This window comes from Panacibacter microcysteis (assembly GCF_015831355.1).
GTDB lineage: Bacteria > Bacteroidota > Bacteroidia > Chitinophagales > Chitinophagaceae > Panacibacter > Panacibacter microcysteis.
Genome location: NZ_JADWYR010000001.1, coordinates 62,678 through 88,997 on the forward strand (window position 1 = coordinate 62,678; position 26,320 = coordinate 88,997).

A 26,320-nucleotide genomic window follows, 5' to 3' on the forward strand; every position below is an offset into this window, starting at 1 on the left:
GAATATGTCACAATGGTAAATGCTCCCTTTCCAGGGAGCATTTTATTTTTTTGTACCGGTAAAGTATTTGTATACTTCAAACCACAGTACCGCGACTACTGCAACTAACAGGCAGGTAAAAAAAGCAGTGCCTGAGATGGCGGTAAGTTTAAACAAATGCTGCACCGGCTGAACAAAATGCATACACAGTAAAAAGGCCGCCGACACAGCAAATACAGGCAATGCAAGGTTATTGGCATAGCGGCTGGTAACGATAATGCTTTGGGTAAAAGACCTGTTCCCGAAAGTAAGCAGCAGGTTACTGATAACGAGTGTGGTAAAAACCATGGTACGCGTATATTCCAGCGTTTCGCCACGGTGCATGGCAAAATAGTACACACACAATGCACCGGCAGCAATTACCAGGCCCTGCAATACACTTACCATTAATTCTGCACCGTTAAAAAGCCTGTTACTTTTTGCACGGGGTGGCTGCTGCATAATGTTTGCTTCTACCGGTTCACGCTCAAAAAAGATAGAGCAGGTTGGGCCCATAATGAGCTCCATAAAAATTACATGGATGGGCGTAAATATGTTTGGATACTGCCAGCCAAACACCACGGGCAAAGATGCGGTAAGTATTATGGGTACATGAATGGAGATAATATAGCGCACAGCCTTCCTGAGGTTATTGAAGATCTTACGGCCTTCTTTTATTGCGAACGTAATTTTTTCCAGGTTATCATCTGTAAGAATAAGATCGGCTGCCTCTTTTGCAAGCTCGGTTCCTTTTTTGCCCATGGCAATGCCAATGTTTGATGAACGCAGCGCCGGTCCATCGTTTACGCCGTCGCCGGTCATGGCCACAATATCTCCGTTTGCCTTTAAAGCATTCACCACTTTTAATTTGGCTTCAGGAAACATGCGTGCAAATACCTGCACATCTTTAATTTTTTCACGCAATACATACTCTTCCATATCCTGCACCAGTGCACCGGTAAGAAAAGTATGTGTGCCATTGATGCCAACCTGCTGCGCAATATTCATGGCAGTTTCGGGGTAGTCGCCGGTAATCAGTTTTACCTGAATACCAGCCTGGTAAAACTGCTGCAAAATAGCCGCGGCGTTTTGCTTTGGTGGATCAAATAACGCAATAAGGCCCTCGAATTGCCAGTCAAAATCATCCTGCCGCAAAGGCATTGGCGCATCGTTGTTATACACAGCGCTGGCCACACCAATTACACGGTATCCTTGTAACGCCAACGCCTTTACTTTACCCAGTATAGCAGATTGCTCTGCTATGGTAAGTTTACAGGCATTCACAATTCGTTCTGCAGCGCCTTTACCCGCCACCATTTTTGCCTGCCCGTTTGCGTATACATGTGTCATCATTGGTGGCTGTCCTTCCAGCGGAAATTCATTTACCATGTTCATTGCCGCTGCATCCTGTTCGCTGCCGGCCATTGCATAAGCCTGCCAGATAGCTTGCTCCATTGCATCGAAAGGGTCCTTTTCACTTGCCAGTGCACCATACAATAAAATATTTTTACCGTTGGCAGTGCCTTCGCCAAACGCTATATCTGTTGCGGTTTTATAATCGTACAATACTTTTACCTGCATCCTGTTTTCTGTAAGTGTACCTGTTTTATCAAAGCACAACACGGTTACGGCACCCAGGTTTTCCACTACTGCAGGCTGGCGGGAAATAATGCCCAGCTTACTCATTTTAAAAGCACCCAGCGCCATAAAAGAAGAAAATGCTACAGGAATTTCTTCGGGCAATGCAGACATGGCAAGTGTTAACGCAAACAACAGGCTTGCAGTCCACTCCCGGTAATGCAGGTAATTAACAAGAAAAATAATGGCGAATGCAATAAGCCCGAAAAAAGCAAGTCTTTTTACAAATGTATTGATCTGTTGTTGCAGCAATGTTTTGGGCGGCGCATATTCAGCTATCATTTTACCCAGTTTGCCAAGTGCGGTATTGTTGCCAGTAGCGGTAACAACAGCAACACACTTACCGCTATTGATTGTAGTGCCCTGAAACAGGCTATCCTCATCGCTGCCAGGCGTTTTGGTTACCGGTACCGATTCGCCGGTAAGCACAGATTCGTTTACACTAAGGTCATTCTGCTCCACCACTCTTGCGTCGGCCGGCACATTCATGCCCTCTGCAAGCAGCATCACATCGCCTGGCACCAGCTCTTCGGCAGCTATGGTTTCCTGTTTGCCGGAACGGATAACTTCAACAAGCGGTTCAGCAAATGACTTAAGTGCTTCAAGTGCTTTGCTGCTTTTCACTTCCTGGTACAATGAAATAGCAGACACAATGCTAATAGCCACCAGCATCATAATGCCTTCGCTGATTTCGCCCAGTAAAAAATACAGGAAGCATGCTACGGCAAGCAGTATAAACATCGGTTCCTTTACCGTTTCAACAACAATGCGCAGGAAATTATAGGAACCATCTTTCTTAAACACATTTTTACCATGCTTTTTCTGCAGGTTGGCAATATCTGCTGTGTTTAGGCCCTGTAGCTGATTTGTTGCCAGTGTTTGTTCTGCCATGTTCGCTGGTATTTATGCACAAGTAAACCATAAAAAATTTGTTTACCAACTATGGTATGTTATGGCATCTTTGGTTGTGTCACTCACTTGTACTGCATTACTACTGGCAACAGCGATATTGCATATGCAAGGTTGTTCAGTATGACAGATATACCAATGCACCGGTACATTCCACAGGTATTCATACTAATGGGTAACCATCAGTAATCCTTCCGCTTTTAAAATATTCTCTGTTCCCTTTAATAGCGCATCAGGATTGAAGGATATGCTGTCTATACCATGCTCCACGAGAAAGCCTGCAAATGCAGGAAAATCGCTGGGTGCCTGGCCGCACAACCCCACCTTCGATCCCGCAGTTTTTGCTTTAGATATCATCATCGCAATCATTTCCTTTACTGCTTCATTTTCCTCACTGAATAAATCGCTGATAATGGCTGAATCTCTGTCTATGCCCAGCGTAAGCTGTGTCAGATCATTTGAGCCTATAGAGAACCCATCAAATATTGCTGCAAACCCGGTAGCAAGAATAATATTGGCCGGTATTTCTGCCATTACATATACCTGCAGGCTATTTACGTGTTGCGCAAGTCCATGCTGCTTCATTACACCCAACACCTTGCGGCCTTCATCAATGGTTCGGCAAAATGGTATCATTACTTTCACATTGGTAAATCCCATTTCATCCCGCACTTTTTTGATGGCTGCACATTCCATGGCAAAACCATCTTTGTAGAGGTCGTTATAATACCTTGATGCGCCACGAAAACCAAGCATTGGATTTTCTTCTGCCGGTTCGAAATATTTACCTCCTATAAGATTGGCATATTCGTTCGTCTTGAAATCACTCATACGTACAATAACCTCTTTAGGGTAAAAAGCAGCGGCAATAGTGGCAACGCCTTCGGCAAGTTTATCAATGAAGAACTGCTGCTTGTCTGCATAACCATCAGTAATGGCATCGATCGCCTTCTTCAATGCATCGTCTTGCAGGTCATTATACCTCGCAAGCGCCATAGGGTGTACCTGTATGGCATGCGTGATTATAAATTCAATACGCAGCAGCCCCACGCCATCATTGGGGTAAAAAGATAATTTAAAAGCCTTATCCGGATCTGCCAGTATCAGCATCACCTTTGTATGAACCGGTTTACGCACATTGGTAAAATCGAGTAATGACTCTTCAAAGGTGGCCGCGCCCTCATATATAAATCCTGTTTCACCTTCACAACAGGATACGGTGATCAAAGCCCCATCTTTAATACAGGCTGTGGCACCTGCACAACCCACCACAGCGGGCACACCGAGTTCCCTCGCAACAATAGAAGCATGGCTCGTTCTGCCGCCCTTATCTGTAACAATAGCAGCCGCTTTTTTCAAAACAGGATCCCAGTCAGGGCTGGTTGTGTCGGTTATAACAATTTCACCTTCGTTCAATTTATAAGCCTCAGCAGGGTCTTTTAAAATTCTCGCTACACCTGTAGCCAGTTTTGAACCAATTGCCTCGCCCTGCGCCAGCAGTTTGCCTTTTGTTAAAATCCTGTATTCTTTTATTACCAATGCATTCTGCTGCGAGTGTACGGTTTCCGGCCTTGCCTGTATGATGAATAACTCGTTTGTTTCGCCATCTTTTGCCCATTCTATATCCATGGGTTTTCCATAGTGTGCTTCAATATCATTTGCCCATCCCGCAATGGTTGTAACTTCATCATCATTGAGTACAAACTGTCTGCGCTTTTCGACAGGCGTGTCAATATTGACGACCGTTGCATCCACTTTTGATCCATAGATCATTGTTTTTGCCTTGGCGCCCATTTTTCTTTTTATGATGGCATTTTTCCTTTGCAGCAGTGTTGGCTTAAACACAAAAAATTCATCCGGCGTTACGGCACCCTGTACTATGTTTTCACCAAGGCCCCACACACCGCTTATATGAATAATATTCCTGAAGCCTGATTCAGGTTCCAGCGTAAAAACCACGCCTGAAGATGCAAGGTCTGACCGAACCATTTTTTGCACACCGACAGAAAGAGATACTTTCTCATGTGCAAAACCATTGTCTTCACGGTATTTGATTGCCCGGTCTGTATAGAGAGAGGCAAAACATTTCTTAACGGCTTTTAAAAGTGCGCCTTTACCGCTTACGTTCAAATAAGATTCATGCTGGCCGGCAAAGCTTGCCTGTGGCAAATCTTCAGCCGTTGCGCTGCTCCTTACGGCAACAGCAATGTCAGTGTTGTTGCCTAACACTGCATATGCGCCGGCAATAGCATCCATCAGGTTACCGGGCAAAGCAGCGCCGGCAACCAGTTCGCGAATTCGTGAACCCGTAACAGCAAGATTGCTGAAATGTTTTTTATCCAGATGTGCCAGTTGCTCACCAATAGGTTTATGCAGGTTATTGTAGCTCAAAAAGTACTGAAATGCTTCCGCTGTGGTGGCAAACCCGTCTGGCACTTTAATACCCTTCGAAGCAAGATTTGCATACATTTCGCCCAACGAAGCATTCTTACCACCAACTACCGGCACATCAGTAATGGCTATGTTGTTAAAACGCTTTACAAAAACACTCATCACGTAAAATTTTAGTTGATGGAAAAGCGATACCTCGCTGAAGTTAATTGAGTAGTTTGTGTTTAATGATGACGCCTGTCATTCGCTTTTTTGACAAGAGTCACAGGTAATGAAGCAACAAAAGAATTTGCCGGTGCAGGTTTGACATCCAAATGCCTAACCAATCGTTAAAAACAGAAACGCTTCACATAATTATTATCTGCAATATTCCTTACTTTGCTGTACAACAAGTTGGCATAACGATATGAATGAAATTATAGAGCAGCTTAAACAGGCAGTAAACATTTCGCCGGATAATATTCCCCTTCGTTTACACCTGGCAGAGATGATGTTACAGAACAACCTGTTAGCTGATGCAGCAGAGCAGTTTTCAGAAATTTTAAAGCGGGAGCACAGCAATGTAAAAGCACTGACAGGCCTGGCAGACATCTATTTCAAACAACATAAATTTTCTGCAGCAATCATTTTGTTTGAGCAACTGCAGCAACAGCATGCATTACACTTTGATAGTAAAATAAAAATGGTACGTTGCCTGCTAAAGGAAAATTCTGTAGTGCAGGCAAAAGAAATTTATGCCGCGGCTCTTGCGGAGCAACCAAATTTTCGTGATGCTGAAATAGATGCAGCTTTGAGAATGACCGGCATTGAAACAGGTATGGATGCAGACGACCTGCTGGAGGAACTGGCCACTACCGGAAAATTTTTTATGGAGAAACCGGCTGTAAAATTTGCGGATGTAGGCGGCATGTCTAAAATAAAAAACGAGATATCACTTAAAATAATACAGCCATTAAAAAACCCGGACCTGTATAAAGCGTTTGGCAAAAAAATAGGTGGTGGTATTCTGATGTATGGCCCTCCAGGTTGCGGCAAAACCTTCCTTGCCAAAGCAACAGCCGGTGAAATTGATGCAAGATTTATTTCGCTCGGCCTGCACGATATTCTTGACATGTGGATGGGCAACAGTGAAAAAAACCTGCACGAAGTTTTCCAGGCTGCCAGGAAAAATAAACCCTGCGTGCTGTTTATTGATGAAGTAGATGCACTTGGTGCCAGCAGAACTGATATGCGCACCAGCGCCATGCGGCAGATCATTAACCAGTTTCTTGCAGAACTCGATGGTGTTAAAGACAACAATGAAGGTGTACTGATACTGGCCGCTACAAATGCACCATGGAGTGTAGACAGCGCATTCAGAAGACCGGGCAGGTTTGACAGGGTTATTTTTGTAGCACCGCCGGATGAAGAAAGCAGGAAAGAAATCCTCGATACACTCATCAAAGAAAAACCGACCGAAAAGATAGACACCAGAGAGATTGCGAAACTTACACAAAGTTATTCCGGCGCAGACCTGAAAGCGTTAGTTGACATTGCGGTTGAAAGCAAACTGGAAGAATCACTTGCAAAAGGATCGTTGCAGCCGGTAACACAAAAAGACATCGTGAAAGCCATCAAGGTTCATAAACCTACTACCGCAGAATGGTTTAGCACGGCGCGCAACTACGCCCTGTATGCAAATGAAACAGGTTTATACGATGACATTCTTCAATACCTGAATATAAAGAAGTAAATGTACAATACACGCTGGCCGAGCAGTGCTGCGTTCACAACAGAACGTACAAGAGTGCGACGCAACAGCAGCTTAATAGTAGCAATACTGCCTGGCTACAAAAAATATCTCAACCGGTAATATGAGCGAGTTACATCGTAATCAACATATAGAAAGAGCAAGATTGTTGCTGAGCCAGCACAGGTATAAAGATGCGGAAATACAGGCTGGTATTGTGCTTAAGCAAGACCCGCAGGATGCGGAAGCATTGCAGATCATTGGCCACTGCAGGCTCGACACCAAACAGTTTGATGAAGCACTGAAGCTATTTAAACAATGTCTTTCGCTGCAGCCGGATGATGATTATGTTTTGTACCTGCTGGCATTTTGCTATTACCGCAAGCATGAAATTGAACCCGCACAAAAGTTCCTGGAACAGGCCATTGCAATCGTTCCATACAATGCCGGTTATTTTTCTTTACTCTCCAACATTCATGCATCTGAAAGAAGGTATGCAGATGCACTGCATGCGGCCAACCGGGGTTTAAGTATTAATGCGGAAGATATTGGGTGCCTTAATGCACGCAGCGCTGCGCTGTTCCGGCTGAATAAAAAGGATGAAGCGTATGAAACCATTAATGAAGCACTGCAGGTAAACCCGGAAGATGATTACACGCACACAAACTATGGCTGGCACTACCTTGAAAAAGGTAAATACAAACAGGCACTGGAACATTTTACAGAAGCGCTGCGCATAAACCCCAATAACAATTACGCAAAAGAAGGTTACAAAGCGGCACTTAAATCAAAGCTTCCTTTTTACAGGTGGATACTGCGTTACAGCCTGTGGATGAACTACCAGAACAGAACCGTAAGACTTGTTATGATCTTTGGTGTATGGGGCGTGGTAAGAGCTATTACATGGACCGGTAAAGATGCGCCCGACTGGTGGAAATATGTAACCGGTGGCATCGTCTTTATTTACGTGGCATTTGTACTGCTTTCGTGGCTGGGCAATTCGCTGGCCAATCTTTTCCTGCTTACATCCAAACACGGCAGGCTTGCACTTACCGACGAAGAAAAAAGCAGTGCAAAAGCAGTGGGCTTATCACTTTTGGCAGGCATTGTACTGGTAGCGTGTGGTATGTTCCTTGATAAAAAATATCTCTTTATGGGCCTGTTGGTTGGTTCACTTTCTATACCGCTGAGCTTTGTTGACTTCCCGGTAAAATGGTTTAAAGGACCTGGCAGGCAAATAACAGCCCATGCACTGATATTGCTGTGCTTTATTGCGTGTATTTTCATTTTCCTGCATCACCAGTTTGCCTTGTTTGCAGGCATTGTATATGCCATATTATATCTTGGTTTTATGTGGAGCGGTTCTATTACCGCGCTTAGAACAAAATAGTTATATTTATTTCAAATCATACATAATGTATACGGTTCACGAACTTGCCAAAATGATCGATCATTCTTTGTTGCACCCTACCATGACAGACGAAGACCTGAAACAGGGATGTGCGCTTGCAAAAGCATACAATGTTGCATCGGTATGCATAAAGCCATACGCCATACAACAAGCGGTGGCGTGGCTGCAGGGCAGTGATGTAATGGTATGTGCGGTAATTGGTTTTCCGCAGGGCAACAGCACCACCGATGTGAAAGTATACGAAACAGAACAGGTGTGTAAAGACGGCGCACAGGAAGTAGACATGGTAGTAAACATTGGTAAAGTGCTGGGCAACGACTGGCAATACATAGAGCAGGAAATTGCAGCAGTTGTTGCTGTAACAAATAAATACAACGCTGCACTAAAAGTTATTTTTGAAAATGATTTTCTGCCGGGCGATGAATATAAAATAAAACTTTGCGAAATATGCAGTAAGCTGAATGTGGCTTTTGTAAAGACCTCTACCGGTTATGGTTTTGTAAAAGGTACCGATGGCAGATACAGCTACGAAGGTGCCACTGAGCATGATCTTATTTTAATGCGCAAACACAGTGCCCCGCATGTGCAGGTTAAAGCGGCAGGTGGTGTGCGCACCTTAGATGACCTCTTAAAAGTAAAAGCGCTGGGCGTTACACGTATTGGCGCCACAGCAACTGCAACGATGCTGGAAGATGCGAAGAAACGCCTTGGCGTAAGCAGTACAGCAACTATTGCAGCCAGCGCACATAACAATACAGGTTATTAAAATTTTGTACCGGGCATTTGTACAGGCATGAGGCTGCTGTTGCGTCGCACACTTGTACAGCAGATCATTATGCAGCAGTTCCGGCACAACCCCGTACGGTATCAGCAAAACAACATCAGCCCGGCATGGCCGGGCTGATGTTGTTTATCGTACAATGATGTATTTGAAATTTGAATAAACCAATACTTATCTCTGCTAATATTTTACTATTTCCTTTTTACTTTTCCAATACATTTACGCCACAAAAAATTATCCAATGCTCGATCTTGGTTTTGTAAGCGCCATTCTTGCCGGCAACAGTTTTGCAGAAGTAATAGATTTTGCTGCAGCAAACAGGTTTAAATGCGTGGAAATGATGTGCTGGCCCAAAGGCAAGGCAGAGCGCCGCTATGCAGGCGTTACACATATCGATGCAGGCAGCCTCACCAAAGACGAAGCAATCCGCATCAACGAATACCTGCAGGAAAAAAAAGTGTACATATCAGGACTTGGTTACTATCCAAACCCACTGGTAGCAGATGTGGCACAGGCCAAAGTGTACCTTGATCATATTAAAAAGATCATCAAAGCTGCGGCAATGCTGGGCATACCTGTGGTAAACACTTTTATCGGCAGGGACCATACAAAAAGCATCGATGACAACTTCAAAGTATTTCTGAAACGCTGGCCGGCTGTTATCAAATATGCAGAAGACCTTGGCATAAACATCGGCATCGAAAACTGCCCCATGTTCTTCACCAAAGATGAGTGGCCCGGCGGTAAAAACCTTGCCATCAATCCCACTATATGGTCCAGGATGTTTGAAGCAATTCCTTCAAAAAATTTTGGTCTTAATTATGATCCTTCGCACATGATATGGCAGCAGATGGATGCCATACAACCCATGTACGATTTCAAAGACCGCATACATCATATACACCTTAAAGATGCAAAGCTGTATAAAAACAAACTGGATAAAGTAGGCATACTTGCGCACCCGCTGGAATACCACTCCCCTAAACTACCCGGTTTGGGAGATGTGAACTGGAACCATTTTTTTACTGCGCTTACAGACATCCGCTACAGCGGACCCATTTGCATAGAAGTAGAAGACAAAGCCTACGAAGGCTCTGCAGAAAACATTCAGACAGCCATCCTAACGGCAAGAAATTACCTGTCACAATTTTTAGCATAGCATGAATACAACACGCATTTGTTTGTGGAGCAGCCCGAGAAATATATCAACTGCTATGATGTACTCATTTGGCCGGCGCGCAGATACTATTGTTTTTGACGAGCCATTGTACGCACATTACCCTGCGTGTAACAGGTGTAGAACACCCCGGCCAAAATGAAATACTTGCATCTCAGGAAAACGATGGCAACAAAGTAGTGCAGGAACTGATGCTTGGCGCGTTTGATAAGCCGGTTGCCTTTTTCAAACAAATGACGCATCACCTGGTGGCATTGAACGAAGACTTTTTACAGCAGATGAAAAATATTCTTTTCATAAGAGATCCCAAACAAATCATCAGCTCTTATGCACAGGTACGGCCAGATGTTACCATGCAGGATATCGGAATTGCCAAACAGTGGGAATTATACCAACAGCTTACAGGCAACAACCAGCACTGCACTGTACTTGATTCAAATGAAATTCTCAAAGCACCCGAACAGGTATTGAGCACACTATGTACAGCCATTGATATTCCTTTTGATAAAGCCATGCTGCACTGGCCCACAGGCCCAAAACCAGCAGATGGTGTGTGGGCAAAGTACTGGTATGCCAATGTTCACCGGTCTACAGGTTTTGAAAAACAGGCTACCAGCAGCAGGCCCCTACCCGCCTATCTTGAACCATTGTACCAGGAAAGCAAAACTTATTACGACCAGCTATTTCAACATTCAATAAAAGCATAAGCATGTTACAGCCATACAATCCAAAAAATGAGCACATCAAAATATTTGTAAAAGACGGTTTGTACCACCGCAACGAAGCTAAGGTTTCTGTATTCGACAGTTCTGTGCAGGGCGGAGACGCCGTGTGGGAAGGCCTTCGTGTGTATGACGGAAAAATATTTCACCTCGACAAACATCTTGACCGCCTGCATGCATCTGCCAAAACACTTGCCTTTGCCGATATACCCACCAAAGCATTTATAAAGGATGCCATCAAACAAACGCTTAAAGCCAATGGCATGTTTACAGATACACATATCAGGCTTACGCTTACAAGAGGTGAGAAAGTTACATCGGGTATGGACCCAAGGCTCAACCAAAAAGGATCGTGCCTCATTGTGCTGGCAGAATTTAAACCACCCGTTTTCAACAATGACAAAGGCATTAAGCTTGTAACTTCTCATGTGCGCCGCAACTCGCCCATGCATCTCGATTCTAAAATTCACCACAATAACCTGCTAAACAATATCCTGGCTAAAATAGAAGCCAACTATTGCGGCGCCGATGCAGCCATCATGCTCGATAACCTGGGCTTTGTTTCAGAAACAAACGACTGCAACATCTTTATGGTTAAAAATGGTAAATTGCTTACGCCACATGCAGATGCATGTTTACCGGGTATAACACGCGAAACTACAATCCGTCTTGCCGGCGAATTAAATATCCCATGCACGGAGCGAAATATTACTATCGGTGAATTTTACAATGCCGATGAAGTATTTATCACAGGCACCATGGGAGAACTTACACCGGTTTACGAAATTGACGGGAGAACTATCGAGCATAAAACCGGCTCACACGTAAGAGAAACTTTATACGCATCATTTAAACAGTTAACCGCAACACAGGGCGAACCAGTTGAATAGGAAAAACCTTGATTGGTTGAAATGTCAACACCTTTCAACCAATCACTTTATCATAATCGTTAAGCCTGGTTAAGTGCCTGCAAAATCTTTTTCGCCCTGCTTTTAAATGCGGCTGACTCATTATCAAACCGGTCTTCTATCAGCAACTTCAACTCAGGTTTTATTTCCGGGTAGTATTTTGCAAGGTTAAACAACGTAGTAAGAGAAAAGGCTTTAATGGCAGCAGGCGTTTCATAATCTTCAATAAATCCAAAACATGCATTCATCACATCTCCGTGCAACGCTTCGGGTATGTTGATCATTTCCAGAATACGCATACTATTGCGCAGCACCGCAAAGTGTACATCTTTTCTTTCAAGCTGCGCTACAAGCGTAGGCACATGCGGCACAATCATACCTCTTTTCATTTTGGCTGCCCAGCTCAGGCACCAGGCAGCACGTTGTGCAAGCCTGTAATCACCGGAAAGAAAGCATTGCATCAATGCTTCGAAACGCTCTGCTGATGTACATGCATACTTCGCTACTGCAAGAATGCCCGCCTTGCTATACACTTTGTCTTCCAGCAATCTTTCTGCAATATTCATAGTTTTAGAACCTTTTGTTACATCACCCGTTGGTGTGCGCAGGTATAAAGATAATGTTACCGGCAAAAATTTCATCACTCATCGTTCCTTGCGTCGCACTCTTCAGCTGTATCACTTTATGCAACAACTCCGGTACAATCTTCGCAGGTATCTTTACCATGCAACATATGGGGCATCTGCTTACGTGAACGCTTTATTTACGTATGGATGCTTTATAAAAAACAGCAACTTAGCCATAAAATCAGCAGATGAAAAAAACGTGCATAATTATAACGGTGCTACTGGTTGTGTTTTCATTCAAACAAAAAGATATTACATGGGTTGCCATCGGCGATTCTATTACGTACCTGAATGACCATCCCGCCGAAGCCGGTAACCGCATTACCAAAGGATACATGACCATGGTAAGTGAAAGCCTGCCCGGTATACATTACATAAATAAAGGTTACAATGGCTGGACATCAGGCAACATTGCAGATGCCATCAATACACTTGGCCTAACTAAAGCTGACGTGTATTCTGTCTTTCTGGGTACCAATGACTGGTGGCAGGGAAGACCACTTGGCACCATCAACGATTACAGGCAAAATACCGGCAATAAAACAGTATATGGTTCCTTCAGGATCATTATTGATAAACTACACAGCCTCAACGACAATGCAAAAATTATCCTTATTACACCAATGCAACGTGGAGACTTTATATATATTAACGGTTATACCAACAACGCATACGGCTCATACAAAGAGAAAAACGGTCAGTCGCTGGCACAGTTTGCGGCAGCCGTAATTACCATAGCAAAAGAAGAAAAAACCGTTGTGGTAGATCTTTACAACAAAAGCGGCATTACGCTGGATAACGTGGTAAAATTTAAACGGCTAAAAGACCCGCAAACCGGCGTGTATAAAAACTTTACATTTCCTGGTTACATCGGAATATCGTTTGATCCCCAACACGATGATTACCCATACCCGGCAGAGGCTGCTGATATGACTTATGATGGTTTGCATCCATCGGACAAAGGCTATGCAGTAATAGCCTCTATGCTTGTAAAGGAAATGAACAATCTCAAGTGATCATCACTGCAAAGCTTCAACATGCAACACAGCATCCAGGTTTAGCCTGCCGTAAATATGCGGAAACAATTCATTAACCGATGGTGAATAATCATATTGCAATCCTGATAAGAGTTTGGTTGTATCGATGGTAAGCTTAACCAGCCCTGCCTTGTCTTTAAAATACCTGTGCAGTACACCGCTTACCTGCTGCCCGGTACTGCAGTGCATAAAACCTTCTGTTGCTACAGACTCAGCCTCGTAGAAATTTTGCTGCAATGCCAGCTGCCATTGCTCATTCGTGGTTATATGGTAAATGATATTATTCATAAGCGCATATTTACAATGGTTTCAATATGGCCATAGCGGCTGTTGAATAAAGTATGCGGAGATTTGCGCCGGAGTGCTGCATAAAGATTTACAGTACAAGAGTGCGACGCAACGATGCCTCATTGAAATACAAATGCCGGGCTCATAAACTTACTGCCACACGCGGGGAAAACGTTGTTCGAGCATCATAAGATCGGCCAGTGCTATTGCTGCCGCGGCTTCTACAATAACCGGTGCCCGCAATGCCACACAAAGATCGTGACGGCCTTTGATAGCAAAATCTTCCATCTGGCCGGTTTCCCAGTTGAGGCTATGCTGTTGTTTGGGTGTAGACGCAGTTGGTTTAATGGCCAGCCGAAACACCAGCTGGTTGCCATTTGTAATGCCACCAACAATACCACCCGCATGGTTTGTAGCGGTTTTACCTGACATATCTTCAATGGCATCATTATGTTGCGAACCAAACATTTTCGCCGCTGCGAAGCCGGTTCCAAATTCTACGCCTTTAACTGCAGGTATAGCAAACATCATGTGCGCAAGGTGCGATTCAACTGAGTCGAAAAACGGTTCACCAAGCCCGGCAGGCAAGCCGTTAACGATACACTCTACCAGGCCACCAACAGAATCTTTGGCATCAATGGCTTTTTGTAATCCTTTTTCAAGATCAGCTTCGCCACCGATTGCTGTAACAGCCGCAGCAATGGTGATACCCGCATTGCTTACCTCATTCAGACTGTAACCGGGGCGGGGTGCTGTATCCCTCTCGTTTGGAGAGGGGTTAGAAGTAAAGTGCAATAACATCTTCTTCGCAATGGCGCCTGCAGCTACAAGACCTGTGGTGAGCCTCGCACTAAAGTGGCCGCCACCGCGAAAATCTTCGTTGCCGCCAAATTTTTGGTGTGCTACAAAATCTGCATGACCGGGACGAGGAAAGCTTCTCTGCTTTTCATAATCGCCACTGCGTGTATTATTGTTCTCAAAAAAAATCGTAATGGGTGCTCCGGTGGCTTTATCATTGAATACACCACTTTTGAAAAACGGGTAATCGGCTTCCTGGCGCGGTGTGGTACCTTTTTGTTTACCGCCTTTCCTGCGTTCCAGGTCGGGCATTAAATCATCTGTGGCAATGGGTAAACCGGCAGGCACGCCGTCAATAACGATTCCTACTGATTCGCCATGAGATTCTCCGAAAATATGTACACGAAAAATGCGACCGAAACTATTCAAGGTAAAAAGTTTATTAATTGATTACTTGATTGGATGAAACCTTAGCGCCCAGTGACTGGATATGCCCGTAAAAGTTTGGATACGACTTGGATACAGCCTGCGCTTCATCTATTACCGTTTCACCATCAGCTTTTAGGCCTGCGATTGCACACATCATAGCAATGCGGTGATCGTGCCGGGAATGTACACCAGCGCCATGTAAACCTTTTCCGCCATGTATTTGCATTTCATCGCCATCAAGCTCTGCCGGCAAACCCATTTTGCCCATCTCCTGCTGAATCGTCAGGCCACGATCACTTTCTTTATGCGCCAGTCTTAACACGCCTTTGATGGTAGTTGTGCCGTCGCAATATGCTGCCAGTGCTGCGAGTGGTGGAAAAAGATCGGGACAGTCTGTAGCATCGAAGTGAAATGGCTTTAACCGGGCAGCCTCCGCAAATACTATTTCATTGTCTTTAATGGTCATGGCTGCGCCACAATCGATTAAAGCCTGCATTACAGCTTTGTCTGCCTGTGTTGATGCGATGTCTAACCCTTTAACAGTAATATTGCCGCAGATAGCGCCGGCTACCAATAAAAAGGCGCCACCACTCCAGTCGCTTTCTACCGTATAATCTATAAATGTTGACTGATAATTGGCCGGCTCTGCGTCAAAATAAAACGCCTTATGGTCTGTATTTCGCGGCACCTTAAGCTGAAATTGCTCCATTACAGACAATGTAAGATCAACGTAAGGTTTGCTTTTTAAATTATCTACCGTAATGGTTACATCTTTTGCGTCTAATGCTGCGTACGCCAGCAACAGGCCTGTAAGAAACTGCGAGCTGAGCGAACCATCTATCGTAATATTTTTTGGCTGCAAAGGCCCTTTTACTTTTAAAGGCAACTTTCCACCATTCGAGGTAATCGTTATACCAAGCTGCGGGAAAATCTCATCGAAAAAATCCATTGGGCGGGTTAGCAGGCTTCCTTCGCCGTTGATCGTCATTTCCTTTGCATTGATTGCTACCAATGGTGCAAACATCCTGATTCCCAAACCACTTTCTCCGTTGCTTACCTCGGTGCTAATTGCATTTACTCCATTACTGGTAATCTTAATACTTCCATCTTCCTGTTGCGCCACCGTTGCACCAAGCGCCTGGATTACTTTCAGCGCGGCTTTATCATCGTTGGAAATACCGGGATTACGGATGATACTTTCGCCTTTACGTACAAGGGCTGCAGCGCATGCGCGCTGCATCGAACTTTTTGAAGCAGGTGCGGTAATGGTTCCTGAAAGTTGTGACGGCTGTATTGTTACTTGCATGATCGAATTAATTTGTTGTAGCCAGTTGCTGCACTACCGGCGCAACCTGGTTTATCGTGAGGGGTTTTACAACGCCTTTGCCAATCTTTTCGAGCAATACGTACTGTATATCATTTCCTGTTGCTTTTTTATCAGCCTTCATGATATCCAGGGCCTTATTTGCATCGAATTTAAAGAAAGCAGTAAGCCCGTATTTTACGATGAGGAAAGCGATACGGTCGGCATCTTTTAAACCCAGCATATCTCTGCTGATATAGGATGCCACCACCATGCCGATTGTTACAGCATGACCGTGTGGCAACTGGTATGTATTCTCTATTGCATGGCCAAGCGTATGACCAAAGTTGAGCAATTTTCTATCACCCTGCTCAAACTCATCGTGCTGCACTACTTTACTTTTTAGCAATGCATTGCGCTGTATAAGCTTATTGAGCAACTTTTTGTCTTTTTGAAAATCTGCCAGTTTATACTGCTCCAGCATTTTAAACATGCCGGCGTCTTTTATACACGCATGTTTGATGATCTCCGCGAAACCATTTATCCATTCTTCCCGGGGCAATGATTTCAGCAAGGTGTAGTCATATAATAAAAACGAGGGTTGACGAATTAAGCCTACCATGTTTTTGTATACGCCTACATCTACACCATTTTTACCGCCTATTGCAGCATCTACCATTGCAAGAATGGAAGCAGGTACAAAACCAAACTGCACACCACGCATGTAGATACCTGCAACATAACCGGCCATATCTGTAATAACGCCTCCGCCAACACCAACTATCCAGGATTTCCTGTTTGCACCTGCTTCTACAAGCTGGCCGATGATATGATCAACCGTAGCCTGTGTTTTATGTGCCTCGCCGGGTTTTACTACAATGGTTTTCCAGCCTTTGAATCTTCGCTTACCGGCATTGTAAACATTTTCATCTGTAATGATGAAGGTATTTTCTTTGGGCGTTAACTTTTCCAGGTGATCAAAAGATGCATCAAAATAACAGACAGTAGATGCGGAGGAATATTGTATTACTTTCTTTGTCATTTTTACGCAGGGCGCATGAGCGCAGGTGGTGAAGAGTTTGCTGTGTAAAAGAATGCGTGATATGGCTGTGCAGTGCGTATAATCTTCGCTTTTGCTGCAAAAGGTTCAACAGTACAAGAGTGCGACGCAAGGAACGATGAGTAATAAGCTGAAAGCCGGGCTCATACACTTATTACCCATCATTGATTGTTTATTCTAGGAGTTCAATATCTTGTTCTGGTGATTGATGCTTTCCATGTGCACAGCATCAAAATATTTGGTGATAAATTCCTGGCTTAACCCAAGTTTATCTCCACGATCAAATGCACGCTGCAATATTTCGTTCCAGCGGTTTGTTTGTAGGATGGCAACGTTGTTGTCTTTCTTGTACTGGCCAATTTTTTCTGCCACTTTCATACGCTGGCCAAGAATCTGCATCAGTTCATCATCGAGGTGATTGATCTGCTGGCGCAGTTTTTCCAATGCTGCATGATACTCTTCGTTGGCAACATCTTCTTTACGCCATTTAATGCTGTCAAGCATTTCAGCAAGACGCTCAGGTGTTACCTGTTGCTTGGCATCGCTCCATGCTTTGTCTGGATCAATGTGCGATTCAATGATCAAACCATCGAAATCGAGGTCAATGGCTTTTTGCGCAACATCCAATAATATATCGCGACGGCCACAAATATGAGAAGGATCATTGATCATCATCATTTCGGGGTTGCGGCGTTTCATTTCGATAGCCAGGTGCCACATCGGCGCATTGCGATACTCAGTATTGCCGTATGATGAAAAGCCACGGTGTATCAAACCAATTTGTTTGATGCCCGCTTTTGCCACACGCTCTACTGCGCCGATCCATAATTCAAGATCAGGATTGATCGGGTTTTTGATGAGCACGGGAACATCTACCCCGCGCAATGCATCTGCCACTTCCTGCACACTAAAAGGATTAACGGTTGTTCGTGCACCGATCCATAATACATCCACATCAAAGTGTAATGCATCCTGCACCTGTTTTGCTGTAGCTACTTCTACCGCTACAGGCATGCCTGTAACTTTCTTTGCTGCCTGTAACCATGGTAAACCTTTTGTACCAATGCCTTCAAAACTTCCGGGGCGTGTACGTGGCTTCCATATACCTGCACGCATTATATCTACTTTGCCGGTATTGTTTAATCTTACAGCAGTTTCCATTACCTGCTCTTCGGTCTCTGCACTACACGGACCGGAAATAATCAATGGACGTTTTTTCCATTTCTCCTGCACCAGTTCTTTCATGGTGGTGGCATTCGTTGCTTGCATATTCAAGGGACTTTATGTTGTTGTATGTTGTTGTTGTCTGTTGTTGTTGTTATATTTTGTTACCAGCTTTTGATCGTTGTGGCATCGCCTGTTGTGTCACTCACTTGTGCGTTCGGAAGAAAAGGCATCAAAGCAATGATGCAACAGGCATTAAGTAAAACACATTGTTTATTGTGTGCTGTTTCATTTACATCCTTCAGCACAAGAGTGCGACGCAACGAAAGCTTCATGCTTGTTCAACAGCCCTGGCTCAAAAAAATTTCTGACATCCCTTTAGGGCATGGAACAACTTACCTGCTGTTCGCATCGTTCATTCTTATTCTTCTGCCTTTGTAATTCTTGCCATCAATTGCACGAATCATTTGTTTGGCCGCACCACTTTCTATTTCTATCCAGCTGTTCATCTCTTTCATATCTATTCTGCCGAGTACATCTTTGGTAAGTTCACTCATATCCAGGATAAACTGCAGAAAACTCGCTTTATAAAAGCCATCTTTGGTACCAAGGTTTACAAACAATCTTGTAGTACCCCCGTTGCTGTTAAACTCTCTTCTTTCTCCACGGCCTGCACCGCGCTCTGCCCTGTTAAAACGATCATCTCCACGCCTGTTGCCCCTGTCATCCCGGTTAAAGCCATCTCTTTGTGCACGGTCTCTTGGGTCTCTGCGTTGTTCCCTTATGTTGAGGTCTTCCGCATTTTCGTAATATTTCAAAAACCTGTCAAACTCTGTGGCGGCAACCCTTTGCAGCACTTCTTCTTTACTTACATCGGCAAATTTTTCTGCCATCATAGGCAGGTAGGTTTCATAATCGCCATGGCTGATATCTGTCTGTAACAGTTTCTCCATAAACCCAAAGAACTGCTTGCGGCAAACATCTTTACCTGTTGGCACTTCCAGCTTATGAAACTGCGATTGTACCATGCGCTCAATCTGCTTTAGCCTGCCTACTTCGCGGCTGTGTACAATGCTCATACAGATGCCCATATTGCCGGCACGGCCTGTTCTGCCGCTGCGGTGGGTGTACACTTCTATATCATCGGGCAGTTCGTAATTGATTACGTGCGTTATACCCTGTACATCTATGCCACGGGCTGCTACGTCTGTTGCTATCAATAGCTGCAGGGTCTTATCACGAAACTGGCCCATCACTACATCTCTCTGCTGTTGTGTAAGATCTCCGTGCAGTGCGTCTATATCATATCCTTCACGCGTAAGTTTCTCTGCAATGTTTTGCGCGTCGGCCTTTGTTCTTGTAAAAATGATACCATATATACCGGGGTTGAAATCTATTAAACGCTTCAACGCCTCGTAGCGGTGATGTGCCGCCACTACATAGTACTGGTGATCGATATTTTTATTGGCTGTATTGGCTTTGCCTACCGTTACTTCCACAGGATCTTTCATGTATTTTTTACTAACCCTGCGTATTTCCGGCGGCATGGTTGCACTAAACAACCAGGTACTTTCGCGCTGTGGGGTATTTTTCAGAATGAGTTCAATATCGTCCTGGAAACCCATGTTCAGCATTTCATCAGCTTCATCGAGCACCACATATTTTATTTGCTCGAGATTGATGGCTTTACGTTCTATCAGGTCTATCAACCTGCCTGGTGTAGCTACAACTATCTGAATGCCGCGTTTAAGTTCTCTTATCTGCTGCCCGATAGATGTACCACCATACACAGCAATTGCATTGATTGCGTGTATGTGTTTTTTAAAGAGCTCTACTTCATTTACAATTTGTATACACAGTTCACGCGTGGGGCAAACCACCAATGCCTGCGGATATTTATCGTTTTCATTTATTACCTGCAACAATGGTAAACCGAATGCTGCTGTTTTACCTGTACCTGTTTGTGCCAGCCCTATAAAATCTTTTGTGCCGCTCAGTAGAACAGGTATCGCTTTTTCCTGGATGGATGTAGGATTAACGAAGCCTAATTCACTGGTAGCCTTTACCAATCGCTCCTCTAACCCCAATTCTTCAAATGTTATCATTACGTTTTAAAATTTGCCGCAAAGGTAGACCATGATTTCAAGGTTTTTACTTAATATCCTGTTTATTTATCACCTGTTAGCGGCTTTTATTGTTTTATTTTTTAATATCAGCTGTTTGTTATTATGGCATCGCCTGTTGTGTCACTCACTGGTGCGTTCCGTTTTTATGGCGGCTGCAGCGTGCTGTTTCTGCAAGCCAGCAGCCGATCACTTACCATTATTGCACTGCATGGACAGGCAATAGCAACATGTACCAGTAAAAACGGTGTACCAAAGCCTGGCGTGCATTTGTACGCTGTATGTGCTGAATAATGAACAGGATGTACAAGAGTGCGACGCAACGATGCTTAATAGCAGTACCATAAGCCTGGCTCAAAGAACTTCTTTTACTATTTTATTATTCGTTTGATCTTATTGGCATTTTCCATTAACTCATACAAATAATCTATATTTTCTTTTTCGAGGCATGCTTTGAATTTTCTTAACTGCGAGATATGTTCGTTCAAAACATCCAATACATTCTCCCTGTTTTGCATAAAGATGGGCGCCCACATGGCGGGGCTGCTCTTTGCCAGCCTTACCGTACTCTCAAAACCACCGCCCGCAAGTTCGAAAATGGCGTCTTCTTCTCTTTCCTTTTCCAGCACTGTATTGGCCAGCGCAAAAGATGTAATGTGTGAAATATGACTTACGTATGCTGCATGTATGTCGTGCGCTTCTGCCTCCATATATACGATATGCATGCCAAGCGCTTTGTAAATGTCTTCAATGATTTTTACTGCGGAGGGATCACTTTTTTCCTTCTCGCATATAACGCAGGCGCGCCCGGTAAAAGAATCTTTGGTTGCGGCCTCGGGGCCGCTATACTCTGTACCCCACATAGGATGCGTTGCTACAAAACGCTTTCTCATGGGGTAGTTTGCTACGGCTTTACATAATGCAAGTTTTGTAGAACCTGCATCTACAACAATCTGCTTTTCTGTTATCATACCCATGATCTTTTGCATGGTGGGTATGGTTATATCTACCGGAATGGCCACATATATCAGATCTGCTTTACTGATGGCTTCTTCAAGTGGTAATGCTTCATCTACTATACCTAACTGAAATGCCTTTTCCTGAGTTTCCCTGCGGTTAAAAACGCCGGTAATACTTTTAGCAAAACCTTTTTCTTTTAGTGCCAGTGCAAATGAGCCACCAATCAACCCCACGCCAACTATCGTAACATTATTAAACATTTTCTGGAGCCTTTACATTTTTTATGCGCTTTATTGCTTCTTCAAACTTTTCAATACTTCCGCATAAGCTAATGCGAATATATTTTTCCCCGGCACTGCCAAATATGCCGCCTGGCGTAATAAATACATTGCTGTTGTACAACACTTCATCACTAAGTTCATAACCATTTTTGTAAGCCGATGGAATGCGTGCCCACATAAACATACCAACCTGCTCTCCCGAGTAATGACATTGCAGCATATCCAGCAGTTCATACACTTTTGCTCGCCGCGCACGATATATATCGTTTACACTGTCGTACCATTCTTTACCAAGGCTCAAAGCCTTTGCAGCAGCCAGTTGCAGGGGCAGGAACATGCCACTGTCCATGTTGCTCTTAAAACGGATAACCTCGTCTATCCTCTCTTTTGCTCCACATAAAACACCTATGCGCCAGCCTGCCATATTTTGAGATTTACTGAGGGAGTTTAATTCCACAACCACATCTTTGGCGCCTTCGAGGCTAAGCAGGCTCATAGGCTGATCGTTGAGTATAAAACTGTACGGGTTATCATGACAAACGAGTATGTTATGCTTTTTTGCGAAGCTTATAAGGGGTGTATACATATCTACAGATGCAACCTGGCCGGTTGGCATATGCGGATAGTTAACCCACATCAATTTTACTTTTGAAAGATCTTTTTGTTCCAACTCGTTGAAATCAGGGAAATACCGGTTCTCCTCTTTCAGGTCATAATCCACACAAATACCGCCTGCTAATTTAACTGCACTTCTATAGGTAGGATAGCCGGGATTGGGCACCAGCACTTCATCACCTTCGTTGAGGTAAGTCATACAAATATGCATAATGCCTTCTTTACTGCCGATTAAAGGCAATATCTCCGACTCAGGATTGAGCGTAACGCTATACCATTGCCGGTACCAGTCTGCAAAAGCTTTACGCAATAAAGGAGAGCCTTTGTAATTCTGGTACGCATGAACGTTTGGTTTCACACTTTCTTCATTCAGCACTTTTATTACATCAGGGTGTGGCGGAAGATCGGGGCTTCCAATGCCAAGATTGATGATGTTTTTGCCCTGCCTGTTGAGCTCATCTATCTCACGAAGCTTTTGGGAAAAATAATACTCTCCTATGCCTTCGAGTCTTTTTGCTGTAGTAATATTCATAAAGCCGTTCGTTAGAATGTAATGGTTGCTCCTTTTTTATAAATACCATACACGGTTACATCGCCGGTTAATGGTCTTATGTCTTCGATAACCTTATTAAATTGTTCGAGTGAATCAAACTCCATATCTACACCAAACATATAATGCCAGTCGGTTTCGGGAATCGGGAAACTTTGTAGTTTGGAAAGATCTACACCACCATTGGCAATCCTGGTAAGTACTTTAGCCAGGCTGCCACGCGAATTGTCTGTAAAGAAGGTAACCGTTGCTTTGTTGGCACCTTCGACAGGCACTTTTGGAACATCTGGTTGTAACACCAGAAATCTTGTGTAGTTGTGTTTTACCGTATGAATATCCGGTGCAATAACATTGAGATTATATAAATCTGCTGCGAGCGTACTTGCAATGGCGGCAATATGTTTGCTTTTGTGCTGGTGAACAAGTTTAGCGCTTAATGCTGTGTCTTCTGTTTCGACTAGTTTCCAGTTGTGTTTATCCAGAAACCTGAGACATTGCTGGATAGCCATGGGATGAGAGTGTACCTCTTTGATATCATCCAGTGCTACCCCGTGATTAACAAGCAGGTTTTGCCGTATCTGCAGATACACTTCACCCACGATACATAACCCGCTTTTGCGCAGGAGATTGTAGTTTCCCAATATGCTGCCTGCAATGGAGTTTTCTATTGCCATAATGCCGCCGTTACTGGCTTTTTTATCGGAAGCTATTTTTAGTACATCACTAAAAGTAGGGCAACAGATGACGTCTACTTCGTCTCCAAAAAAATTACGGGCCGCCACCTGGTGAAAACTACCTTCAAAGCCCTGGATTGAGATTTTTGTTGTTTTTTTTATCACGTTTATTCCGTTCAATTGTTCGTCATGTTGTGTTTTCATTTTGTACGGTGTATTAAGGTTAAAAAAAATCCCGGCTTTTCGCCGGGATTGTATGCTGATGATTTAATATTCATGATCTTGCAAATACAACCCCGCCTGCTTTTGTAAAGTAGAAATAATAGAAATAAAAAAAGCTGTATTTACCTGCTGTTATCATTTGCATCAAATGTAAAAAGAATGTACTGGTATGCAAATTTTTTTTCAATATAATAAACGAGTGTTCGTTTAAAATATTTTTAGAAACAGATTAATATTCAGGAAATAAATCAATAAAGGAAGAAATTCAGTAGAAAATTTTTAAAAAGCTACAAATAAAAAAGCCCTCCTGTAGAAACAGGACGGCCTCTAACGATTGCTTGCCATATGAAAATTTTTACGGTTACCTACCCTGTCAGCAAGCTTTGACTTTACACGAATCTTTACCAGAGTAACCTTATAATTTTTAGTGTTTAGTAGTATCTACAGCTGTAGAGTCAGTTTTAACTGTAGTATCAACGATTGGAGCTGTTGCTGTGTCAACCATTGGAGCTACTGCTGTTGTATCAACTGCAGAAGAATCAGTTGCATTTTCAGTTGATTCACCTGAACCGCAAGCTGCGAAAGCGCCAAGCGCTAATACGAATAATACTTTTTTCATTGTTATCTTTTTTGTGAGTGAATTTTATATTAATACCCTGTTTGAAGAAAGGTAACCCCGCATCCGAAAAATTTTTAAAAAATTTTTTAAAGAACCCTTTGGGTTACTTTTACGCTCTAAAAGGTATTAAATTCGGACTAAGGTGAAAGCTGAGATAAACGAACAAATTTTATTGCGGGGTTTGGTAGAAAACGATTCAAAGGCAATCGAAGCCATATATAAAGACAACTTTAATATGGTGCAAGCTTTTATCCTTAACAATAATGGTTCCTATGACGATGCGAGGGATATCTTTCAGGAAGCGATGATTACGCTTTATGAAAAAGCAAAAAGTGAATCATTTGTATTGACCTGCCAGATAAAAACCTATGTTTATTCTGTCTGTCGCCGCCTTTGGCTTAAGCGCTTACAGCAAATGGGCAGGTATGTGGCAGCAGGTGAAAACCTGGAAGAAACCGTGCCGGTTGAAGAAGACCTGGAACTACACGAAAAAAGAAATGCAGAGTTTGCTATAATGGAAAGAGCAATGGGCAGTTTGGGTGAACCCTGTAAAGGATTGCTGAATGCTTATTACATAGAGAAAAAAGGTATGACGGAAATTGCACTGCAATTCGGTTACACCAACGCAGATAACGCAAAGAACCAGAAATATAAATGTCTCATGCGGCTGAAGAAACTATTCTTCGCACAATACAATATAGGAGAGTGATGGAAGATATATTACTACTTGAAACTATTGAACGCTACCTTTCCGGTAACATGTTGCCCGAAGAAAAAAATTACTTTGAGCAACTTCGCAAGAATACGCCGGAAATAGACCAGATGGTGGTGGAGCACAAATTGTTCCTGCAACAGATGGAACATTTCTCAGCGAACCAGAACCTGAAAAATGCTTTACATACTGCACACAACAACCTCGTTGAAAAAGGTGCTGTTAATGAAGGCGGACCCGTTTCAGCAAAAGGAAAAGTTATTCAGTTGTGGGACAGGTACAAGCGCGTTACCGCCATTGCGGCTTCCATTGCTGGTGTAACCGCAATTGTAATCAGCGGACTGGTTTCCTATTTTACTCCTGCTTCCAATAACCATGAGATACAGCAACTGAGCCGTGCCGTAAGCCAGGTAGTAAAAAACCAGCAGGCTATCGGTGCAAAGCTCGATTTAGTTGATTCAAAAATTCCCAAGAATGTTGAGCTTACTTCAAGTGGTTCAGCATTTTTGATTGATGGAAAAGGCTACCTGGTTACAAATGCCCACGTTTTAAAAGGTTCCGGAGCTGTAGTGGCAGACAGCAAAGGGAGAGAATTTAATGCCCGGATCATCAACATTGATAATGCAAGTGATATTGCTATTCTTAAGATACAGGATGAAGAATATAAGCCCGTTTCATCGTTACCCTATGGCATAAAACAATCCAATATTGATTTAGGTGAGGAACTGTTTACACTTGGTTACCCGAGAGAACAGATTGTATATAACATGGGCTACCTCAGCTCCGAGACCGGTTTTAAAGGTGATACTGCTACCTGCCAGATCTCTCTGAGTGCAAACCCGGGAAACTCCGGCGGCCCGGTATTTAATAAAAATGGAGAAATAATTGGTATCTTGAGTACCCGGGAAACTTCTGCTGAAGGTGTGGTATTCGCAATAAAATCCCAGGAAATATATAAACTGGTAAATGATTTAAGAGAATCTGATACGGCTGTACAGAAAATAAAAATGCCTGTTTCTTCGTCTATAAGAAAGAAAACAAGGGTTGAACAAATCAAAGAGGTATCAGATTGCGTATATCTTGTTAAGTCTTACGCTCAAAAGTAGTCACAGTTGGTTTAGGTGAACATACACAATGCCCCGCCTGGTTAGCGGGGCTTTTTTATTTTATAACAT

23 protein-coding genes are annotated in these 26,320 nt (G+C 43.5%); 10 read left to right on the forward strand and 13 right to left on the reverse strand.

Annotated elements, in window-relative coordinates:
* Window positions 1-42: 42 nt before the first annotated feature.
* Both I5907_RS00300 and ppsA read right to left on the reverse strand, forming a co-directional pair.
* The gene (locus I5907_RS00300) at window positions 43-2,547 is read right to left on the reverse strand and encodes a cation-translocating P-type ATPase (RefSeq protein ID WP_196988757.1); all 2,505 of its coding nucleotides are present in this window, start codon (window positions 2,545-2,547) and stop codon (window positions 43-45) included.
* A gap of 186 nt (window positions 2,548-2,733) precedes the next feature.
* Window positions 2,734-5,118, reverse strand: a complete 2,385-nt coding sequence (ppsA, locus tag I5907_RS00305) for a phosphoenolpyruvate synthase (RefSeq protein WP_196988758.1) — start codon at window positions 5,116-5,118, stop codon at window positions 2,734-2,736.
* A gap of 244 nt (window positions 5,119-5,362) precedes the next feature.
* On the opposite strand from ppsA, the gene I5907_RS00310 reads away from it, so the two are divergent.
* From I5907_RS00310 to I5907_RS00335, 7 genes are all read left to right on the forward strand, one after another.
* A complete protein-coding gene (locus tag I5907_RS00310) occupies window positions 5,363-6,688 on the forward strand; it encodes an AAA family ATPase (RefSeq protein WP_196988759.1) in 1,326 nt (441 codons plus the stop codon).
* A 121-nt stretch (window positions 6,689-6,809) separates the two neighbouring features.
* On the forward strand, window positions 6,810-8,075 hold the full coding sequence (locus I5907_RS00315; RefSeq protein ID WP_196988760.1) for a tetratricopeptide repeat protein: 1,266 nt from the start codon (window positions 6,810-6,812) through the stop codon (window positions 8,073-8,075).
* 25 nt (window positions 8,076-8,100) lie between these two features.
* Window positions 8,101-8,862: a deoxyribose-phosphate aldolase gene (deoC, locus tag I5907_RS00320; protein ID WP_196988761.1), complete on the forward strand. Its 762-nt coding sequence runs from the start codon at window positions 8,101-8,103 to the stop codon at window positions 8,860-8,862.
* Window positions 8,863-9,118: 256 nt separating this feature from the next.
* Window positions 9,119-10,036, forward strand: a complete 918-nt coding sequence (locus tag I5907_RS00325; RefSeq protein WP_196988762.1) for a sugar phosphate isomerase/epimerase family protein — start codon at window positions 9,119-9,121, stop codon at window positions 10,034-10,036.
* Window position 10,037: 1 nt separating this feature from the next.
* The gene (locus I5907_RS21975; protein ID WP_428842554.1) at window positions 10,038-10,196 is read left to right on the forward strand and encodes a sulfotransferase-like domain-containing protein; all 159 of its coding nucleotides are present in this window, start codon (window positions 10,038-10,040) and stop codon (window positions 10,194-10,196) included.
* Complete coding sequence (locus I5907_RS00330; protein WP_196988763.1) at window positions 10,132-10,761, forward strand: sulfotransferase-like domain-containing protein; 630 nt, start codon at window positions 10,132-10,134, stop codon at window positions 10,759-10,761. The genes I5907_RS21975 and I5907_RS00330 overlap by 65 nt, the downstream gene beginning before the upstream one ends.
* A gap of 2 nt (window positions 10,762-10,763) precedes the next feature.
* A complete protein-coding gene (locus I5907_RS00335) occupies window positions 10,764-11,666 on the forward strand; it encodes an aminotransferase class IV (protein WP_196988764.1) in 903 nt (300 codons plus the stop codon).
* Between the two features lie 59 nt (window positions 11,667-11,725).
* Here the strand turns inward: I5907_RS00335 and I5907_RS00340 are convergent, their stop codons facing one another.
* On the reverse strand, window positions 11,726-12,316 hold the full coding sequence (locus tag I5907_RS00340; protein ID WP_196988765.1) for a hypothetical protein: 591 nt from the start codon (window positions 12,314-12,316) through the stop codon (window positions 11,726-11,728).
* Between the two features lie 182 nt (window positions 12,317-12,498).
* Between I5907_RS00340 and I5907_RS00345 the strand changes: the two genes are divergently transcribed.
* Entirely contained in the window at window positions 12,499-13,326 is an 828-nt protein-coding gene (locus I5907_RS00345; RefSeq protein ID WP_196988766.1) for an SGNH/GDSL hydrolase family protein, read from the forward strand.
* A 3-nt stretch (window positions 13,327-13,329) separates the two neighbouring features.
* Here I5907_RS00345 and I5907_RS00350 read toward each other — a convergent pair whose 3' ends face one another.
* The 10 genes from I5907_RS00350 to I5907_RS00395 form a co-directional block, all read right to left on the reverse strand.
* Window positions 13,330-13,635, reverse strand: coding sequence for a DUF952 domain-containing protein (locus tag I5907_RS00350; protein ID WP_196988767.1), 306 nt, complete (start codon window positions 13,633-13,635; stop codon window positions 13,330-13,332).
* Between the two features lie 150 nt (window positions 13,636-13,785).
* Window positions 13,786-14,862: a chorismate synthase gene (gene aroC, locus I5907_RS00355; protein ID WP_196988768.1), complete on the reverse strand. Its 1,077-nt coding sequence runs from the start codon at window positions 14,860-14,862 to the stop codon at window positions 13,786-13,788.
* Between the two features lie 13 nt (window positions 14,863-14,875).
* Window positions 14,876-16,168: a 3-phosphoshikimate 1-carboxyvinyltransferase gene (aroA, locus tag I5907_RS00360; protein WP_196988769.1), complete on the reverse strand. Its 1,293-nt coding sequence runs from the start codon at window positions 16,166-16,168 to the stop codon at window positions 14,876-14,878.
* 7 nt (window positions 16,169-16,175) lie between these two features.
* Entirely contained in the window at window positions 16,176-17,207 is a 1,032-nt protein-coding gene (gene aroB / locus I5907_RS00365; RefSeq protein WP_196988770.1) for a 3-dehydroquinate synthase, read from the reverse strand.
* Between the two features lie 195 nt (window positions 17,208-17,402).
* On the reverse strand, window positions 17,403-18,494 hold the full coding sequence (locus I5907_RS00370) for a chorismate mutase (protein ID WP_231401918.1): 1,092 nt from the start codon (window positions 18,492-18,494) through the stop codon (window positions 17,403-17,405).
* 290 nt (window positions 18,495-18,784) lie between these two features.
* Window positions 18,785-20,494, reverse strand: coding sequence for a DEAD/DEAH box helicase (locus tag I5907_RS00375; protein ID WP_196988771.1), 1,710 nt, complete (start codon window positions 20,492-20,494; stop codon window positions 18,785-18,787).
* A 389-nt stretch (window positions 20,495-20,883) separates the two neighbouring features.
* The gene (locus I5907_RS00380) at window positions 20,884-21,732 is read right to left on the reverse strand and encodes a prephenate dehydrogenase (protein ID WP_196988772.1); all 849 of its coding nucleotides are present in this window, start codon (window positions 21,730-21,732) and stop codon (window positions 20,884-20,886) included.
* Entirely contained in the window at window positions 21,725-22,900 is a 1,176-nt protein-coding gene (locus I5907_RS00385; RefSeq protein WP_231401919.1) for a pyridoxal phosphate-dependent aminotransferase, read from the reverse strand. Before I5907_RS00385 ends, I5907_RS00380 begins: the two co-directional genes overlap by 8 nt.
* Before the next feature lie 11 nt (window positions 22,901-22,911).
* Complete coding sequence (locus I5907_RS00390; RefSeq protein WP_196988773.1) at window positions 22,912-23,796, reverse strand: prephenate dehydratase; 885 nt, start codon at window positions 23,794-23,796, stop codon at window positions 22,912-22,914.
* 442 nt (window positions 23,797-24,238) lie between these two features.
* Complete coding sequence (locus I5907_RS00395; RefSeq protein ID WP_196988774.1) at window positions 24,239-24,433, reverse strand: hypothetical protein; 195 nt, start codon at window positions 24,431-24,433, stop codon at window positions 24,239-24,241.
* Between the two features lie 142 nt (window positions 24,434-24,575).
* Between I5907_RS00395 and I5907_RS00400 the strand changes: the two genes are divergently transcribed.
* Together I5907_RS00400 and I5907_RS00405 are read left to right on the forward strand one after the other, a co-directional pair.
* Window positions 24,576-25,142 carry a sigma-70 family RNA polymerase sigma factor gene (locus I5907_RS00400; RefSeq protein WP_196988775.1) on the forward strand — a complete coding sequence of 189 codons (567 nt, stop codon included), beginning with the start codon at window positions 24,576-24,578 and terminating at the stop codon, window positions 25,140-25,142.
* A complete protein-coding gene (locus I5907_RS00405; RefSeq protein WP_231401920.1) occupies window positions 25,142-26,251 on the forward strand; it encodes a S1C family serine protease in 1,110 nt (369 codons plus the stop codon). The genes I5907_RS00400 and I5907_RS00405 overlap by 1 nt, the downstream gene beginning before the upstream one ends.
* Window positions 26,252-26,320 lie beyond the last annotated feature (69 nt).